We start from the raw sequence: 13873 nt of genomic DNA on the forward strand, positions 1-13873 counted from the left end.
TCCTACCCCCATCCGACCGCGCCGGGGCCGGGTCCGTCAGGGCCGTTGGTCCCGGATCGGGCGGGTGTGACGGCCCTGCCTGGCGACATCGCCGCCGGGCAGACTGGGAGCGGACGGCGCAGGACCGGCACGACGGCGTGGGCGGTCCCGCCGGAAGCGGAGGTATCGGTGGTCGGGCGGCAGGCACGGATCGGGGGCGGGCGTACCGGTGGACACTGACCCCTGTACCCGGCCGGCGGGGCTGAGCGCCGCCGAGGCTGCGGCCCGGCTGCGCGCCGACGGGCCGAACGCGGTCGGCGCCCCGGTCCGCCGGCACCTGGCCGTCCGGATCCTGCACCAGCTGACCGACCCGCTGGTGGCGCTGCTGCTCGCCGCCGCCGTGGTGACCACCGTGCTCGGCGACTACCCGGACACCGCGGTGATCGTGCTGGTGGTGCTGGTCAACACGGTGATCGGGGTGGCCCAGGAGATCCGGGCGGACCGGGCGATCGCCGCGCTGGACGGGTTGGCCGCACCGACCGCCCGGGTGGTCCGGGACGGGGCCGACCTGGTGGTACCCGCCGCCGACCTGGTCCGCGACGACCTGGTCCGGGTCGAGGCCGGCGACGTGGTCCCCGCCGACCTGCTGCTCACCGACACCAGCCGGCTCCAGCTCGACGAGTCGGCGCTGACCGGCGAGTCGGTGCCGGTGGCCCGGGACACCGGTGACGAGGCCGCCGCCGGGACGGTGGTGACCACCGGCCGGGGTACCGGGACGGTGCTGCGCACCGGCGCGGACAGCGCCCTGGGCCGGATCACCGCCCTGGTCGGCAGCACCCGCCCCGGCCCGACCCCGCTGCAGCGCCGGTTGTCGGGGCTGGGCCGGGTGCTGGGCCTGGCCGCCGTGACGCTCTCCGCGCTGGTCTTCACCATCGGTGTGCTCGGTGGGCAGCCGGTGGTGGAGATGGCGGTGACCGCGGTCAGCCTGGTGGTGGCGGCGGTGCCGGAGTCCCTGCCGGCGGTGGTGACGCTGGCGCTGGCGCTCGGTGCCCGCCGGATGGCCGCCTCCCGGGCGATCCCACGACGGCTGCACGCGGTGGAGACCCTCGGCTCGGTGACCGTGATCGCATCGGACAAGACCGGCACCCTGACCGAGGGGCGGATGGCCGTACAGCAGGCCGTCACCGCCGACGACGTGCCGTGGACGGTCACCGGGGTCGGGTACGACCCGAAGGGCGGCGTACGACGCGCCGACGCCCCGGACGGGACGACGCTGGTCGTACCGGATGAGCTGCGCCGGTTGGCGCGGGCGGCGCTGCTCTGCAACGACGCCGTGCTGACCCCACCGGACGCCGACCGGCCCGAGTGGGGGGCGATCGGTGATCCGCTGGAGGCCGGGCTGCTGGCGTTCGCGGCCCGCTGCGGGCTCGACCCGGCGGCCACCCGCGCCGCCTGGCCCCGGGTCGCCGAGCACCCGTTCGACCAGGCCAACCGGCGGATGACCACGGTGCACCGGGCGTGCGCCGGAGGGCACCTGGTGGTCTGCAAGGGCGCCCCGGAGAACGTCCTGGTCGCACCGGTGGTCGAGGCCACCGACGAGGAACTCGCCCGGTGGCGGGTCCGGGCGCAGGAACTGGCCGCCCAGGGGCTGCGGGTGCTGGCCGTGGCGACCGCGTTGACCGGGCAGGCGCCCGACCCGGCGGCGCCGGTCGGCCTGCGGCCGGTCGGGCTGGTCGGGGTCGGTGACCCGCTGCGCGAGGGCGCTCCGGTGATCGCCGGGCACTTCGACGACGCCGGGGTCCGGCTGGTCCTGATCACCGGTGACCACCCGGCCACGGCCACCGCGATCGCGGGGCGGCTCGGGCTGTGGCGGGACGGGGATCCGGTGGTGCACGGCGACGGTGCGGCGGTCCCGGAGCAGGCGGACACCGCCCGGGTCTTCGCCCGTACCCAGCCGGAACAGAAGCTCGACATCATCGCGGCGTTGCAGTCGCGCGGCCACGTGGTGGCGATGACCGGCGACGGGGTGAACGACGCCCCGGCCCTGCGCCGGGCCGACATCGGGGTGGCGATGGGCGGGGGCACCGAGGTCGCCCGGCAGGCCGCCGACCTGGTACTCGTCGACGACAACCTGGGTACCGTGGCCGCCGCGATCGGGGAGGGCCGGCGGATCTACGACAACATCCGCCGGTTCCTGCGGTACGCGCTCTCCGGCGGGGTCGCCGAGGTGGCGGTGATGCTGCTGGGCCCGCTGCTCGGGCTGGCGGTGCCGCTGCTGCCGGCGCAGATCCTCTGGATCAACCTGCTCACCCACGGCCTGCCCGGGGTGGCCCTGGGCGCCGAACCGGCCGAGGAGGGCACGCTGCGCCGACCGCCCCGGTCGCCCCAGGAGTCGGTGCTCGGTGCCGGCCTGGCCCGGGACATCCTGCTCACCGGTGGGCTGATCGCCGCCGTGGTGCTGGCCGCGGGTGTGGTCGCCGCACGGCTCGACCGCCCGTGGCAGTCGGTGGTCTTCGTCGTCCTCGGGTTGGCGCAGCTCGGCGTGGCCCTGGCGGTACGCGCACCCCGCCCGGCCGGGGCACGCGGCGGTAACCGGGCGCTGCTGGCCGCGGTGGCGCTGTCGGCGGTGTTGCAGGTGGCCGGGGTGCTGCTGGCCCCGTTGCGGCAGTTGCTCGGCACCGAGTCGTTGACCGGTACCGAACTGCTCGCCTGTGCCGTGGTCAGCGTCCTGCCCGCCCTGGTGCTGGTCCTGTTGCGGAAGCTCCGTCCCGGGGACGGGCCGGGCGCCGGGACGGGCCGCACCGGGGCACCGGGCGGGCCGCCCGGGACATCCAGGCCGGGGAGTACCAGCCCTTCGGCTGCCGGACCGGTCGACCCGGAACGAGAACGGGAACCGCATTTGATCATCGACAGGTCGGCGACGCATGCTGGAGCCACGGAGAGGAGCACGTCATGAACAGCAACACCGGCGCCCCGGTCGTGGTCGGCGTGGACGGTTCGGCCCCCGCGCTGGACGCGGTCCGGCTTGCCGCCCGGGAGGCGACGCTGCGACAGCGGTCGCTGCGGGTGGTCCACGCCTTCATCTGGCCGCAACTGAACGTGCCGCTGGGCCCGCCCGCGTTCGGCCCGCCCGAGGGTGGTCTGCGCAGCCAGGCGGAACGCGTCGTCGCCGAGGCGGTCGCCGAGGCTGAGAAGGCGGCCCCCGGACTGACGGTGACCGGTGAGGTCGTCGACGGGGCGTCGACCCCGGTGCTGCTCGGCGCGGCGCACGACGCCGCGCTGACCGTGGTCGGTAACCGGGGGTTGGGCGGCTTCGGCGGCCTGCTGCTCGGTTCCACCTCGACCCAGGTCGCCGAGTACGCCGACGGGCCGGTGCTGGTGGTGCGGGGCGAGCAGCGGGCGGACGGTCCGGTGGTGGTCGGGGTGGACGGTTCGGAGCTGTCCGAACTGGCCGTCGCGTTCGCCGCCGAGGAGGCGGCCCGCCGGGAGACCCGGCTGGTGGCGGTGCACGCCTGGCTCAACCCGGCGCCGGTGGGACCGGGCGACGTGCTGCCGCTGGTGTACGACGTCGACGCCCTCCAGTCGGAGGAGGAACGGGTACTCGCCGAGTCGGTGGCCGGTCTGGCCAAGCGGTACCCGCAGGTCACGATCGAGCAGCGGCTGGTCCGGGGTGCGCCGACCCGGGTACTGGTGAAGGCGTCGGCCGACGCCCAGCTGGTGGTCGTCGGGGCGCGGGGCCACGGGGGCCTGGCCGGAATGCTGCTCGGTTCGGTCAGCCACGCGGTGCTGCACCACGCGTACTGCCCGGTGGCGGTGGTCCGGCCGACCGGTTCGCACTGACCTCCGGCGCGTTTCGCGCCGAACAGCGGTGGGCAGCGTCACCGTGTCGACAATTGCCTTAGAGCGACCCGCCAGCCGACCTGCCCAGGGCGCGCCGCAGCCCCGCCAGTCCCACTGCCGGACGCTCTTAACCACACACCTGGAGAGAAGCCCATGAACCGACCGGTCGTCGCCGGCGTCGACGGATCACCGTCCAGCCTGGTCGCCGCCGAGCACGCGGCGAAGGCGGCAACACTGCGCTCCCGTCCGCTGCACCTGGTGCACGGTTATCTGCACCCGCTCGGGTACGGCATCCCGATCAACCCGTACGACGTCGGGTTGCCCGCGCCCAACGAAGAGGCGCAGAAGATGCTGGAGCAGACCGCCGCCGAGCTGCGGGAGCGGTGGCCGGGGCTGACCGTCGAGGTTCGCCAGGTGGCCGGCGGCCCGGGGGCGACCCTGGTGGAGGAGTCCAAGCGGGCGGAGCTGGTGGTGGTCGGCAGCCGGGGGCTCGGTGGTTTCGCCGGGCTGCTGCTCGGCGCGGTCAGCACCCAGGTGGCCAGCCACGGGCACTGCCCGGTGCTGGTGGTCCGCCCGGCGGAGGAGCCGATCCCGGTCGACGGGCCGGTGCTGGTCGGGGTGGACGGCTCCGAGGCGGCGGCACTCGCGGTCGGGTACGCCGCCGACGAGGCGGCCCGCCGTGGGGTCGAGCTGGTGCTGGTGCACGCCTGGTCGGTGGACGGTTCGCGGCAGCTGGTCAGCCCGATTCCGGGCGCGACCTGGCCGCCGGAGGCGTTCGAGGAGTTCCAGGCCGCGTTCCAGGCCGACTCGGCCCGGCTGCTCGCCGAGGCGGCGGCCGGTGTCCGGGAGCAGCACCCGGGACTGACCGTCATCGAGCGTCCGGTGCACGCGATCGCCCCGGAACAGGCCCTGATCGAGGCGAGCGGTTCGGCGGCCCTGCTGGTGGTGGGGTCGCGGGGCCGGGGTGGCTTCACCGGGCTGCTGCTCGGGTCGGTCAGCCAGACCCTGGTGCAGCACGCGCACTGCCCGGTGCTGGTCGCCCACCCGTACGGCGGGCAGCGGGACTGACCGGCGCGGCCCGCGCCACCCGGCTCCGGCCGGTGCGCGGGCCGGTCACCGGAGCGGGCCGCCGACGACGCCCACCGCAGCGGGTAGGCCGTCGTGCTATCCGCGACTGCGGGGGACGTGCCGCCGGTAGGTGCTGACCGTGGGGTCGCCGGCGATCCAGAACCGCCACGGCACGTCGTGCGCACCGGTCACCCCGACCCGGGGACCGGCCACGACGGCCGGCTCCGGCACCGGCTCCACCGCCGGGCGTAGCTGCACCGGACCGTCCCCGAGCAGATCGAGCCCGTAGACCGAGCGGTCGACGCCGAGCGCCGCGCAGAGCCGCGCCGGCCCGCGCGCCAGGTCCACGTCCCGGCGTACGGCGGGCCGCCGGGCCCGTGCCTCGGCCAGCCCGTCGACCACCTCGCCGGCCCGGATCAGCACCGCTGACGCCTCACCGTCCGGTCCGGTGACCACGTTCAGGCACCAGTGCATGCCGTAGGTGAAGTAGACGTAGGCGTGCCCCGCCGGGCCGAACATCACCGCGTTGCGCGGGGTGCGTCCCCGGTGCGCGTGCGATGCCGGGTCACCGGCGGTGCCCGCGTACGCCTCGACCTCGGTGATCCGCACCGTCACCCCGCCCGCGGTGAGCCGGCAGCCGAGCAGGCCCCGGGCCGCGGGGACCACCGGGCCGGCGAGCAGGTCGGCGAGCAGGTCGGCGAGCTCCGCGGCGGTCTGCTCGGACGGGGACAGCATCCTCCGACCTTATCCGGCCGACCGGCGCCCCGCTCAGCTCGGCTGGTCGGGGTCGACGGGCGCCTGGTCCGGGTCCACAGGCGGCTCGGCCGAGTTGGCAGGCGGCTGGGCCGAGTCCACCGGCGGCTCGGCCGGGTCGGCAGGCGGCTGGGCCGAGTCCACAGGCGGCTCGGCCAAGTCGGCAGGCGGCTGGTCCGCCCCGGCGGCGAGGCGGCGGGCACGCCGACCCCGGGCGAGTTCGGTGGCCAGCGCGTCCAGCGGCGGCGTCCAGAAGTGCCGGTACCGCTGCAACCAGACGTCGACCTCGCGCAGCGGTGCCGGATCGACCGCGTAGAGCCGGCGGGCGCCGACGGCCCGGACGGTGGTGAAGCCGTTGTCGCGCAGCACCTTCAGATGCTGGGAGACCGCCGGCTGGGAGATGCCGAACTCGGCCTGCACGACGGCGCTGACCTCACCGGCAGCCCGTTCGCCGTCGGCGAGCAGTTCCAGGATCCGGCGCCGCACCGGATCACCGAGTACGTCGAACGCGTGCACGGACGGCAGCCTCCCAGTCGGTCCCGGGGAGAAGCTACCCGGGTGGGGTCAGTGCACCTGATGCAGGCCGATCAGGTTGCCACAGGTGTCGTCGAAGACCGCGCTGCTGACCGGTCCGGTGCGGGTCGGCTCCTGGGTGAACCGCACACCGAGCGCGGTGAGCCGCTCGTGTTCCTTGGCCAGGTTGTCGGTGGCGAAGGTGGTGGCCGGGATGCCGGCAGCGTAGAGGCCCTGCTGGTAGGTGCTGGCGATCGGGTTGCCGTTCGGCTCCAGCAGCAGCTCGACCGCGTCCGGCGCGTCGGACGAGGCGACGGTGAGCCACCGGTCGGCGCCCACCGGGATGTCCTGCCGCTTGGTGAAGCCGAGTACGTCGGTGTAGAACTCCAGGGCCTTCGCCTGGTCGGCCACGAAGACACTGGTCACCGAGATTCTGATCATGACTGCCCTTCCGAGGTCGGTGGTTCCCGACCATCATTCAAGCGTAGACTTATATAAGTCAAGTCTTACTTCAGGCGGTCAGCCCGATCACGACGAGCAGCAGGACCGACAGGCCGATCTCCACCAGCCCCACCTGCTTCGGGGTCAACCGGCGCCCAGGGAACACCGCCGCCCGGACCAGCATCGCGACGAAGACCCCGGAGAGCGCCGGACCGAGCCAGAGCACGGCCACCACCAGGGCCAACAGGTGGTACGCCACCGAGGTCCGGCGGTACGCCAGGCTCGCCCGCTCCCGGATCATCGTCTTGACGTACAGCACCGTGCCGGTCAGGTAGGCCAGGACCGCGAGGAAGACCTCCGTCACCGCGCCGGACGGCACCTCGGCGATCATCGCCACCACGAAGACCAGCAGGCAACTCTGCAACACCGAGAGCAGATCGTTGACCAGGGCACGCTCCCGGCGCCGCCAGGCGTACCAGGCGTTCCCGGCGAGCAGAACAGCATAGGCGGGAGCGAAGGCGAACAACTCCGGCTCGGCGGCCAGCACCGGCACCGCGCAGGCGACGGTGACCGGACCGTAGAGCAGCAGTTGCGGGCGGACCCGGGCGGGGCGACGGACCTTGACCGCCTGGAGGGCGTAGTAGGAGAACAGGTAGCCGGCCAGCCAGGCGCCGAGCAGCGGCAGGTGCGGCCAGCGCACCCCGGTGACCGCCAGGGCGGCCAGGTACGGCAGCAGCAGCATCGCCCAGGCGCCGTGCTGCGGTGGCAGGTACCGCCGCAGCCGACCCCGGGTGGCACGGGGCCGGGCGGCGGCCCGGACCGACGCGGTCATCGCCGTCGACCTAACGGCCGGCCGGCGCGGCGACGACGGTGAGCAGCACGGCGGAGTCCTCGTCGGCGTGCAGTGAGTGCCGGGCATCCGGCACCACCAGCAGGTCGCCGGCCGTGCCCTCGATCTCGGCGGCTCCGCTGCGCAGCCGCACCCGACCGTGCAGCACGTGCAGGGTCGCCTCGCCGGGACTGTCGTGCTCGTCCAACGACCGGCCGCCGGTCAGCGCGATCAGTGTCTGCCGCAGGGTCCGGTCGGTACCGCCGTGCACGGTGGTGGCGCTGCGTCCGCTGGACGAGCCCCGGGCCCGGTCCACCTGTTCCCCGGCCAGCGCCATGAGCGACGACTTCTCCATGGGCTTCCCCTCCCCTGCACCGATCGTCGACCCCAGTCTGTCCCGGCACACCCCCGCCCACCCCAGGGCCAAAGGTCCTTGAGGTGCAAGGAAGGGCCCCCTGTTAACGCTTTCGGTAGAGGAAGGGCCCCTTGTTAACAGGTGCCGATAGTAGCCATATACTTAATAGCTATGTACTGTATTGGCCATGGGTGACACGTCTGACGAGCCGACGCCGGGCTTCCTGGTCTGGCGGTTGTCGATGAAGTGGCGGGTGGCGGTCGACCGGGCGGTCGCTCCGCTGGGCCTGACCCACGCGCAGTACTCGCTCCTGGCGTCCCTGCTCGGCATGCAGCGGGCCGGGCTACGCCCCAGCCAGCGCCAACTGGCCGACCACACCGGCCTGGAGGCGCTCTACGTGTCGAAGCTGGCCCGCACCCTGGCGGCCGCCGGCCTGATCGAGCGCACCCCGGACCCGGTCGACACCCGCGCGGTCCAGCTCACCCTCACCGATCAGGGGCGTTCGGTGACCCGGCAGGCGGTCACCGTGGTCCAGCGCCTACTCGACCAACTCCTCGCCCCGCTGGGCGGCCTCGCCGCGCCGCGTACCGCAGCGTTCGCACGCGAGCTGACCGCCCTGCTCGACGTACCACTGGATCCACCGACGAAGGAGTGACATGTCTTCCACCCCGGCCCTCAACGGCCAGGTCATCGGCCAGGCCCACCACGCCACCCGGGCCCTGCTGGAGCGGGTGCTCGACCGCGCCGGGCTCACCTTCCACCAGTCGGTGGCGCTCAACGCCGCCACCGGCGGCGACGACCTGGACCGGGACGGACTGGTCGACCGGATGAGCCACACCCTGAAGCTCGATCGCGGCCTCGCCGAACAGGTGGTCACCGACCTGACCGGGGCGGGCCTGTTGACGACGCCCACCAGCGGGGCACCCGCCCTGCGGCCCACCGCAGCCGGCCGGCAGGTGCAGGACGACATCCGGGCGGCGGTCGCCGGGATCACCGACCGGCTCTACGGCGGCCTCCCCACCGAGGACCTGGCCGCCGCAGCCCGGGTGCTGGGCACCGTCACCGAACGGGCGAACGCCGAGCTGGCCGGCGCCTGAGCACCGCACTGTGGGGTACCGCACTGTGGGGTACCGCCGATCGGAAGCGGCGGTACCCCACAGCCCGGTCAGTGGTGCCGGCGAGCGGTGTCGATGTCCACCTGCGACGCGGGTGCACCGTCGACGGGTGCCGGGTCCTCCGGCGTCGGGGCGATCCCCTGCGCGGCGATCCGGTCCAGGGTGGCCAGACCGGCCCCGTCCACCGTGCCGAAGATGGTGTAGTTCGGCCGTAGCGCCGAGTTGGCGTACACCAGGAAGAACTGGCTGCCGTTGGTGTCCGGGCCGGCGTTGGCCATGGCCAGCACACCCCGGGCGTAGACCTTGCGTACCCCGGTCGGGTCGGTCGGTGCCGGTGGCAGGTCGGTGGGCAGTTCGTCGCGGTAGCGGTACCCGGGACCACCGGATCCGGTACCCGACGGGTCACCGCACTGGAGCACCTTCAGGGTGCTGTACGCGGTGAGCCGGTGGCAGAACGTGTCATCGTAGAAGCGGTGCCGGACCAGGTGCAGGAAGCTCTGCACCGTGCACGGTGCGGCGTCCGCGTCGAGGGTGAGCCCGATCGGCCCCTGGTTGGTGGCGAGGGTGACCCGCATGGGGCCGTGCGGCCCGTGCGCCGGGTCGGCCGGCAACGGTACCGGGCGGGCCGCCGGGTCGTCCGGGGTCTCGGTGTACCCGCAGGGCCCCGGGGTGACCCGGGGCGGTGGCGTACCGGTGCCGTCGGCCGAGGCCGCGCCACCGGAGGCGATCAACGACCCGGCGGTCAGGGTCACGGCGGTCAGCCGCGCCAGTACGCGCTTCGACCGTGGACTGCTCGACACGTGGTGTCCTCCCTGGACTCGTGGTGCAGGAGGATCGCAGTCTATGGATCACGGTGCCGCCTGTCGATGCGCCGCACATCCGGTGGCGCCGTGTCGGTGCGCCACGCCGGTGGCGCCGTGTCGGGGGGCTCGGGCATGATCGCCGAATCGGCGGAGGGAGCGACGGTGCAGCGCGACGAGATGTTGGCGTACTGCCTGGCCAAGCCGGGCGCCTGGGTGGACCAGCCCTGGGAGAACGACGAGGTGGTCAAGGTGGGCAGCCGGATCTTCGCCTTCCTGGGCAACCCGGAGACGGGAACGGTGGGCGTCAAGTGCGGCGCCAACCGGGAGATCGCCGACGAGTGGCTGCACCGCTACCCCGACGACGCGTCGGTGATGGCGTACCTCGGCCGGTCCGGTTGGAACACGCTCCGGCTGGCCGGCGCCATCCCGGCCGACGAACTGTACGAGGCGGTGGACGCCTCCTACGAGGCGGTCGTCCGCAAGCTGCCGAAGCGGGAGCGCCCGGCCGGCGCCTGAGGACAGGTCACCGCCCCGGCGTGGCGGTCGTGCCGCCATGCCGGGGCGGTGTCCCGAAACAGCCGGCTCACCAGCCGAGCCGTCCGGCCGGACGGCCGGACGCTCTCAGTAGCGCGACCACTTCTGGTTGGCGCCACCCGAGCAGTCCCACAACTGGAGCTTGCCGCCGTTGTTGGGGTTCCAGTCCCGTACGTCGACGCACCGGTTGGCGCTGAGATTCACCAGGTCACCGGCGGCGGTCAGGGTGAACCGCTGGACCGGGTTGCCGTTGCAGGTGACGAGGTTGACCTCGGTACCGTTCGCGGTACCGGCCCAGGCCGGGTCCATGCACTTGCCCATCGCCCGGATCGTGCCGTCGGCGGCGAAGGTCCAGGCCTGCGCGGCGGTGGTGTTGCAGTCCCAGATCTGCAACTTGGCGCCGTCGACCGGATCGGCGCCGGGAATGTCGATGCAGCGCCCGCTTTGCAGTCCCCTGATCCGGGTGGTACCCGAGTCGGGAACGTAGCTCGACACCCGGACGTAGTCCACCAGCATCTTCTGCGGGAACTGCGTCGTACCGTCGGGGTAGCCGGGCCAGTTACCGCCGACCGCGACGTTGAGGATCATGAAGAACGGGTGGTCGAACACCCAACGGTTACCGCCGAGCCGGCTCGGATCGACGCGGTGGTACTCGACGCCGTCGAGGTACCAGATGATCGAGTTCGGCTGCCAGTCCACCCGGTAGGTGTGGAACGCGTCGGCGAGGGGCGCGCCGATGGTCCGACTGCCGCTGATCCCGCCGGCCCCCGAGTAGCCCGGGCCGTGGATGGTGCCGTAGACGGTGTTGGGCTCCCGGCCGATGTTCTCCATGATGTCGATCTCACCGGCGTTCGGCCAGCCGACGCTGCCCATGTTGTTGCCGAGCATCCAGAACGCCGGCCAGATGCCCTGACCGCGAGGGATCTTGATGCGGGCCTCGAACCGGCCGTACGCCTGGGTGAAGGTGGCGGCGGTCAGCAACCGGGCGGAGGTGTATTCGCAGTACCCGTAGTGGCACTGGTAGTTGCCGGGGTTCTCCCGGCGGGCGGTGATGACCAGGTTGCCCTGGCCGTCGTGGGCGGCGTTGCTGGTGCTGTTGGTGTAGTACTGCCGCTCGTTGTTGCCCCAGCCGCTGCCGCCGATGTCGAAGCGCCATTTGCTCTGGTCGACGGGCGTACCGGCCGGCGCGTTGAACTCGTCCTGCCAGGTGATGCCGCCGATCGCCGCCGCAGCCGGTTCGGCGCCGTCCGGCGGGACGACGGCCGGGGCGAGACCGACGACCACCGCGAGCAGGAGTGCGGACGGTCGCAGGCGGATCCGGGATCTGAACACGGGTACCTCCTCTGGCGCGCTCCCCGACCCAGGGACGGGCGCCGTCGACACCGCGCCGGCCCCGGACGTCGCCGCACCCTGCCGCCGACCCGGCCGGCTGGACGTACGGAGCGGCCCGGAGACGACCGGACCCGGCGGCAGGCGCGGGAAGCGGGGCGTGGGAGCCCGTACGGGAGGCACGTGGTGAAATCGGATGAGAGAGCGCTCTCTTGTGAAGTCTGTCGATGTCTTGACTTTCTGTCAAGACTGTTTCCAGTAACCGCCCGAACGGGAACGTCAGCGGGCGACCAGGCGACCGGCCCTGGTCGCAGCGAGGAAGTGACGCCAGGCCGCCGGGTCGACAGCCAGCACCGGCCCGGCCGGATCCTTCGAGTCGCGTACGGCCACCAGACCGGGCAGGTCGGTGGCCACCTCGACACACCCGTTGTTGCCACTGCGACTGCTCTTGCGCCAGGCCGCCCGGCTCAGCTCAGTCATGGTCGTACTCCTTGGCGAACGAGGCGATGATATCCATCGATTCTTGCGGGTCGACGGCCAGCGTGGCAACGCTGTCCCAGATCGCCTCGTAGGTCGTCGCCTCGGCCGGCTTGTCCAGATAGAGCGCCCCGGTCGGCCCCTCGCAGTAGATGGTGGTCGGCTCACCCCCGGCGAAGTCGAGCATGGCGAACGGCCCGCCGATCGAGGCCCGGGTCGGGCCGGCGGCCAGCGGCAGCACCCGCACCGTGACGTGCGGCAGCCGTTGCACGGTCTCCACCAGGTGGGTCAACTGCCCGGCCATCGCCGCCCGGTCGGCGATCGGCCGGCGCAGCACCGCCTCCGACAGCAGCACCTCCAGCCGGGGCGGCTCGGGCAGCAGCCGGGTGAGCAACCGCTGCCGGTGCATCTTGACCGCCACCATCCGGTCCAGTTCGGCGTCGGTCAGGTGCGGGCACTCGATCCGGATGAAGGCCCGGGTGTACGCCTTGGTCTGCAAGAGTCCGGGGACCAGTTCGGGCTCGTACTGCCGCACCCGGGTGGCGGCGGCCTCCAGCCCGACGTAGAGGCTGAACCACTCCGGGACCGCGTCGCCGTAGGAGTGCCACCAGCCACGCGCCCGGGTCTCCCGGGCCAGTCCGGTCAACGCCTCGGTGATCTCCGGGGTCGCCCGGTAGATCCGGCACATGGTGGCGACGTCGTGGGTACGCATCGGCACCTGCCCGGTCTCGATCCGCCAGAGCTTCGCCGTGGACCACTCCAGCGCGCGGGCGGCGGCCTGCACCGTACTGCCCGACTTCTCCCGCAGGTCCCGCAGGCAGCGCCCCAACTGCCGGCGTGGCACCGTCGAACCCCGATCGTCCTGCATACCGTCGCGCCCCTCCGCTCGCCCGTGCCGATCCGGGCTCCCGGCACCGGACCACGAGTCGCTCGCAACGAGCGGTGACCGACGGTTCGTTGCGCAGCGTACGCACCGTGACGAGAACCCGCCCCGCACCCTTGCACGCCACGATCCGACGCGCCAGAGTCACGGAGAGTCGCGTACGCGACCCCGGGTGCGGTGCCATTCCCGCAGGTGAACTGGACACGGGCACCGCACCCGGTCCCGAGCGCACAGTGGAGGGTCCGATGCTGGCAACCGTCGCCGCCGTCGCCGGTCTGGTCACCGGCTTCGTGGGCGGGCTCTGTGCGTACCGGTCGTCTCGGCGCTGGTGCGGAATCTGCGGGGACGCGCTGACCTGCGCCACCTGCGCCCGCCGTCCCCTCGGGACAGCCCGATGACGGCGCCCGATCCGGCACCGGCAGCGACGCCGGGGCCGGAGGCGACGCCCACACCGGAGCCGGGGCCGGGGCCGGAGGCGACGCCCACAGTGGAGCCGACTCCGGGGCCGGGGCCGGGGCCGGCCGGAACACGTGCGGTACCGGATCTGCCGCCCGGCACGGTGCTACGGCTGGCGCGGACCGACTGGCGGTACGGCCGGCACACCCTGTTCCTGCGGGTCCGCCAGGTCCGCCACGACCTGTCGGTGTACTACGACGGGGAATGGATCTGGATCACCGGGCAGCAGCTCGGCCGGGATGGCACGCCGCTGGGCCCGATCGACGCCCTGGTCCGGGTCACCGCCCTCCAGCACGGCACCCTCCAGCACGGCACCCTCCACGACAGCCGATCATGGAGTTGTGGTGGGTGACAGATGCCACCTATCCCCCTACAAGGGGCACCACAACTCCATGATCGGCGCGTCAGGGGCGAGGAGCGAGGGGCGAGGGGCTTAGTGGTCCGTTCCGTAAGTCCTTCGGGGGTTATGTGGCGAGGGCCGGTGCGGCAGGCTGGTGG

The 13873-nt window shown here is 73.1% G+C and carries 16 protein-coding genes and 1 pseudogene; 8 read left to right on the forward strand and 9 right to left on the reverse strand.

Translation table 11 applies throughout. The features are described 5' to 3' along the window. Positions 1–208 precede the first annotated feature (208 nt). The 3 genes from V6U90_RS27740 (at position 209) to V6U90_RS27750 (ending at position 4887) form a co-directional block, all read left to right on the forward strand. The gene (locus tag V6U90_RS27740; protein WP_334442776.1) at positions 209–2935 is read left to right on the forward strand and encodes a cation-translocating P-type ATPase; all 2727 of its coding nucleotides are present in this window, start codon (positions 209–211) and stop codon (positions 2933–2935) included. Next, complete coding sequence (locus V6U90_RS27745; RefSeq protein WP_334442778.1) at positions 2932–3819, forward strand: universal stress protein; 888 nt, start codon at positions 2932–2934, stop codon at positions 3817–3819. Before V6U90_RS27740 ends, V6U90_RS27745 begins: the two co-directional genes overlap by 4 nt. A 153-nt stretch (positions 3820–3972) precedes the next feature. Further along, complete coding sequence (locus V6U90_RS27750; protein ID WP_334442780.1) at positions 3973–4887, forward strand: universal stress protein; 915 nt, start codon at positions 3973–3975, stop codon at positions 4885–4887. 96 nt (positions 4888–4983) lie between these two features. On the opposite strand, the gene V6U90_RS27755 is transcribed toward V6U90_RS27750, so the two are convergent. The 5 genes and pseudogenes from V6U90_RS27755 to V6U90_RS27775 all read right to left on the reverse strand — a co-directional run bounded on the left by V6U90_RS27755 (position 4984) and on the right by V6U90_RS27775 (position 7778). Then, positions 4984–5622 (reverse strand): DNA-3-methyladenine glycosylase, encoded by a 639-nt coding sequence (locus tag V6U90_RS27755; RefSeq protein WP_334442782.1) that lies wholly within the window; start codon positions 5620–5622, stop codon positions 4984–4986. 180 nt (positions 5623–5802) lie between these two features. Next, positions 5803–6156 (reverse strand): annotated as a pseudogene (locus tag V6U90_RS27760) (ArsR/SmtB family transcription factor); the annotation flags it as partial. Between the two features lie 48 nt (positions 6157–6204). Further along, positions 6205–6591 (reverse strand): VOC family protein, encoded by a 387-nt coding sequence (locus V6U90_RS27765; protein WP_334442812.1) that lies wholly within the window; start codon positions 6589–6591, stop codon positions 6205–6207. Between the two features lie 73 nt (positions 6592–6664). After that, positions 6665–7426 (reverse strand): YwiC-like family protein, encoded by a 762-nt coding sequence (locus tag V6U90_RS27770; RefSeq protein WP_334442785.1) that lies wholly within the window; start codon positions 7424–7426, stop codon positions 6665–6667. 10 nt (positions 7427–7436) lie between these two features. Beyond that, the gene (locus tag V6U90_RS27775; RefSeq protein WP_334442787.1) at positions 7437–7778 is read right to left on the reverse strand and encodes a cupin domain-containing protein; all 342 of its coding nucleotides are present in this window, start codon (positions 7776–7778) and stop codon (positions 7437–7439) included. A 187-nt stretch (positions 7779–7965) separates the two neighbouring features. On the opposite strand from V6U90_RS27775, the gene V6U90_RS27780 reads away from it, so the two are divergent. Together V6U90_RS27780 and V6U90_RS27785 are read left to right on the forward strand one after the other, a co-directional pair. Beyond that, positions 7966–8433, forward strand: a complete 468-nt coding sequence (locus tag V6U90_RS27780) for a MarR family winged helix-turn-helix transcriptional regulator (protein WP_334442789.1) — start codon at positions 7966–7968, stop codon at positions 8431–8433. A gap of 1 nt (position 8434) precedes the next feature. Continuing rightward, a complete protein-coding gene (locus V6U90_RS27785; RefSeq protein WP_334442791.1) occupies positions 8435–8875 on the forward strand; it encodes a hypothetical protein in 441 nt (146 codons plus the stop codon). Between the two features lie 68 nt (positions 8876–8943). On the opposite strand, the gene V6U90_RS27790 is transcribed toward V6U90_RS27785, so the two are convergent. Further along, positions 8944–9693 carry a peptidylprolyl isomerase gene (locus V6U90_RS27790; protein WP_334442793.1) on the reverse strand — a complete coding sequence of 250 codons (750 nt, stop codon included), beginning with the start codon at positions 9691–9693 and terminating at the stop codon, positions 8944–8946. A gap of 165 nt (positions 9694–9858) precedes the next feature. Here V6U90_RS27790 and V6U90_RS27795 point away from each other — a divergent pair, with 165 nt between their 5' ends. Beyond that, entirely contained in the window at positions 9859–10212 is a 354-nt protein-coding gene (locus V6U90_RS27795; RefSeq protein ID WP_334442795.1) for an MmcQ/YjbR family DNA-binding protein, read from the forward strand. Positions 10213–10317: 105 nt separating this feature from the next. Here the strand turns inward: V6U90_RS27795 and V6U90_RS27800 are convergent, their stop codons facing one another. The 3 genes from V6U90_RS27800 to V6U90_RS27810 form a co-directional block, all read right to left on the reverse strand. Next, positions 10318–11562: a family 16 glycosylhydrolase gene (locus V6U90_RS27800; protein ID WP_334442797.1), complete on the reverse strand. Its 1245-nt coding sequence runs from the start codon at positions 11560–11562 to the stop codon at positions 10318–10320. A 276-nt stretch (positions 11563–11838) separates the two neighbouring features. Continuing rightward, positions 11839–12039 (reverse strand): DUF397 domain-containing protein, encoded by a 201-nt coding sequence (locus V6U90_RS27805; RefSeq protein WP_334442800.1) that lies wholly within the window; start codon positions 12037–12039, stop codon positions 11839–11841. Further along, positions 12032–12904 (reverse strand): helix-turn-helix domain-containing protein, encoded by an 873-nt coding sequence (locus V6U90_RS27810; RefSeq protein ID WP_334442803.1) that lies wholly within the window; start codon positions 12902–12904, stop codon positions 12032–12034. The genes V6U90_RS27805 and V6U90_RS27810 overlap by 8 nt, the downstream gene beginning before the upstream one ends. A 260-nt stretch (positions 12905–13164) precedes the next feature. Between V6U90_RS27810 and V6U90_RS27815 the strand changes: the two genes are divergently transcribed. After that, the gene (locus V6U90_RS27815) at positions 13165–13317 is read left to right on the forward strand and encodes a hypothetical protein (protein ID WP_334442805.1); all 153 of its coding nucleotides are present in this window, start codon (positions 13165–13167) and stop codon (positions 13315–13317) included. Then, the gene (locus V6U90_RS27820) at positions 13314–13727 is read left to right on the forward strand and encodes a hypothetical protein (protein WP_334442807.1); all 414 of its coding nucleotides are present in this window, start codon (positions 13314–13316) and stop codon (positions 13725–13727) included. The genes V6U90_RS27815 and V6U90_RS27820 overlap by 4 nt, the downstream gene beginning before the upstream one ends. The last annotated feature ends 146 nt before the right edge of the window (positions 13728–13873 follow it).

It is taken from the genome of Micromonospora sp. CPCC 206060, assembly GCF_036906895.1.
Taxonomy (GTDB): Bacteria; Actinomycetota; Actinomycetes; order Mycobacteriales; family Micromonosporaceae; genus Micromonospora.

Bases quoted from the DNA above. Each gene is read 5' to 3' on its own strand.
- V6U90_RS27750 (WP_334442780.1), top strand. From the start codon at position 3,973: ATGAACCGACCGGTCGTCGCCGGCGTCGACGGATCACCGTCCAGCCTG.
- V6U90_RS27745 (WP_334442778.1), top strand. From the start codon at position 2,932: ATGAACAGCAACACCGGCGCCCCGGTCGTGGTCGGCGTGGACGGTTCG.
- V6U90_RS27775 (WP_334442787.1), bottom strand. From the start codon at position 7,778: ATGGAGAAGTCGTCGCTCATGGCGCTGGCCGGGGAACAGGTGGACCGG.
- V6U90_RS27755 (WP_334442782.1), bottom strand. From the start codon at position 5,622: ATGCTGTCCCCGTCCGAGCAGACCGCCGCGGAGCTCGCCGACCTGCTC.
- V6U90_RS27810 (WP_334442803.1), bottom strand. From the start codon at position 12,904: ATGCAGGACGATCGGGGTTCGACGGTGCCACGCCGGCAGTTGGGGCGC.
- V6U90_RS27815 (WP_334442805.1), top strand. From the start codon at position 13,165: ATGCTGGCAACCGTCGCCGCCGTCGCCGGTCTGGTCACCGGCTTCGTG.
- V6U90_RS27785 (WP_334442791.1), top strand. From the start codon at position 8,435: ATGTCTTCCACCCCGGCCCTCAACGGCCAGGTCATCGGCCAGGCCCAC.
- V6U90_RS27820 (WP_334442807.1), top strand. From the start codon at position 13,314: ATGACGGCGCCCGATCCGGCACCGGCAGCGACGCCGGGGCCGGAGGCG.
- V6U90_RS27805 (WP_334442800.1), bottom strand. From the start codon at position 12,039: ATGACTGAGCTGAGCCGGGCGGCCTGGCGCAAGAGCAGTCGCAGTGGC.
- V6U90_RS27780 (WP_334442789.1), top strand. From the start codon at position 7,966: ATGGGTGACACGTCTGACGAGCCGACGCCGGGCTTCCTGGTCTGGCGG.
- V6U90_RS27770 (WP_334442785.1), bottom strand. From the start codon at position 7,426: ATGACCGCGTCGGTCCGGGCCGCCGCCCGGCCCCGTGCCACCCGGGGT.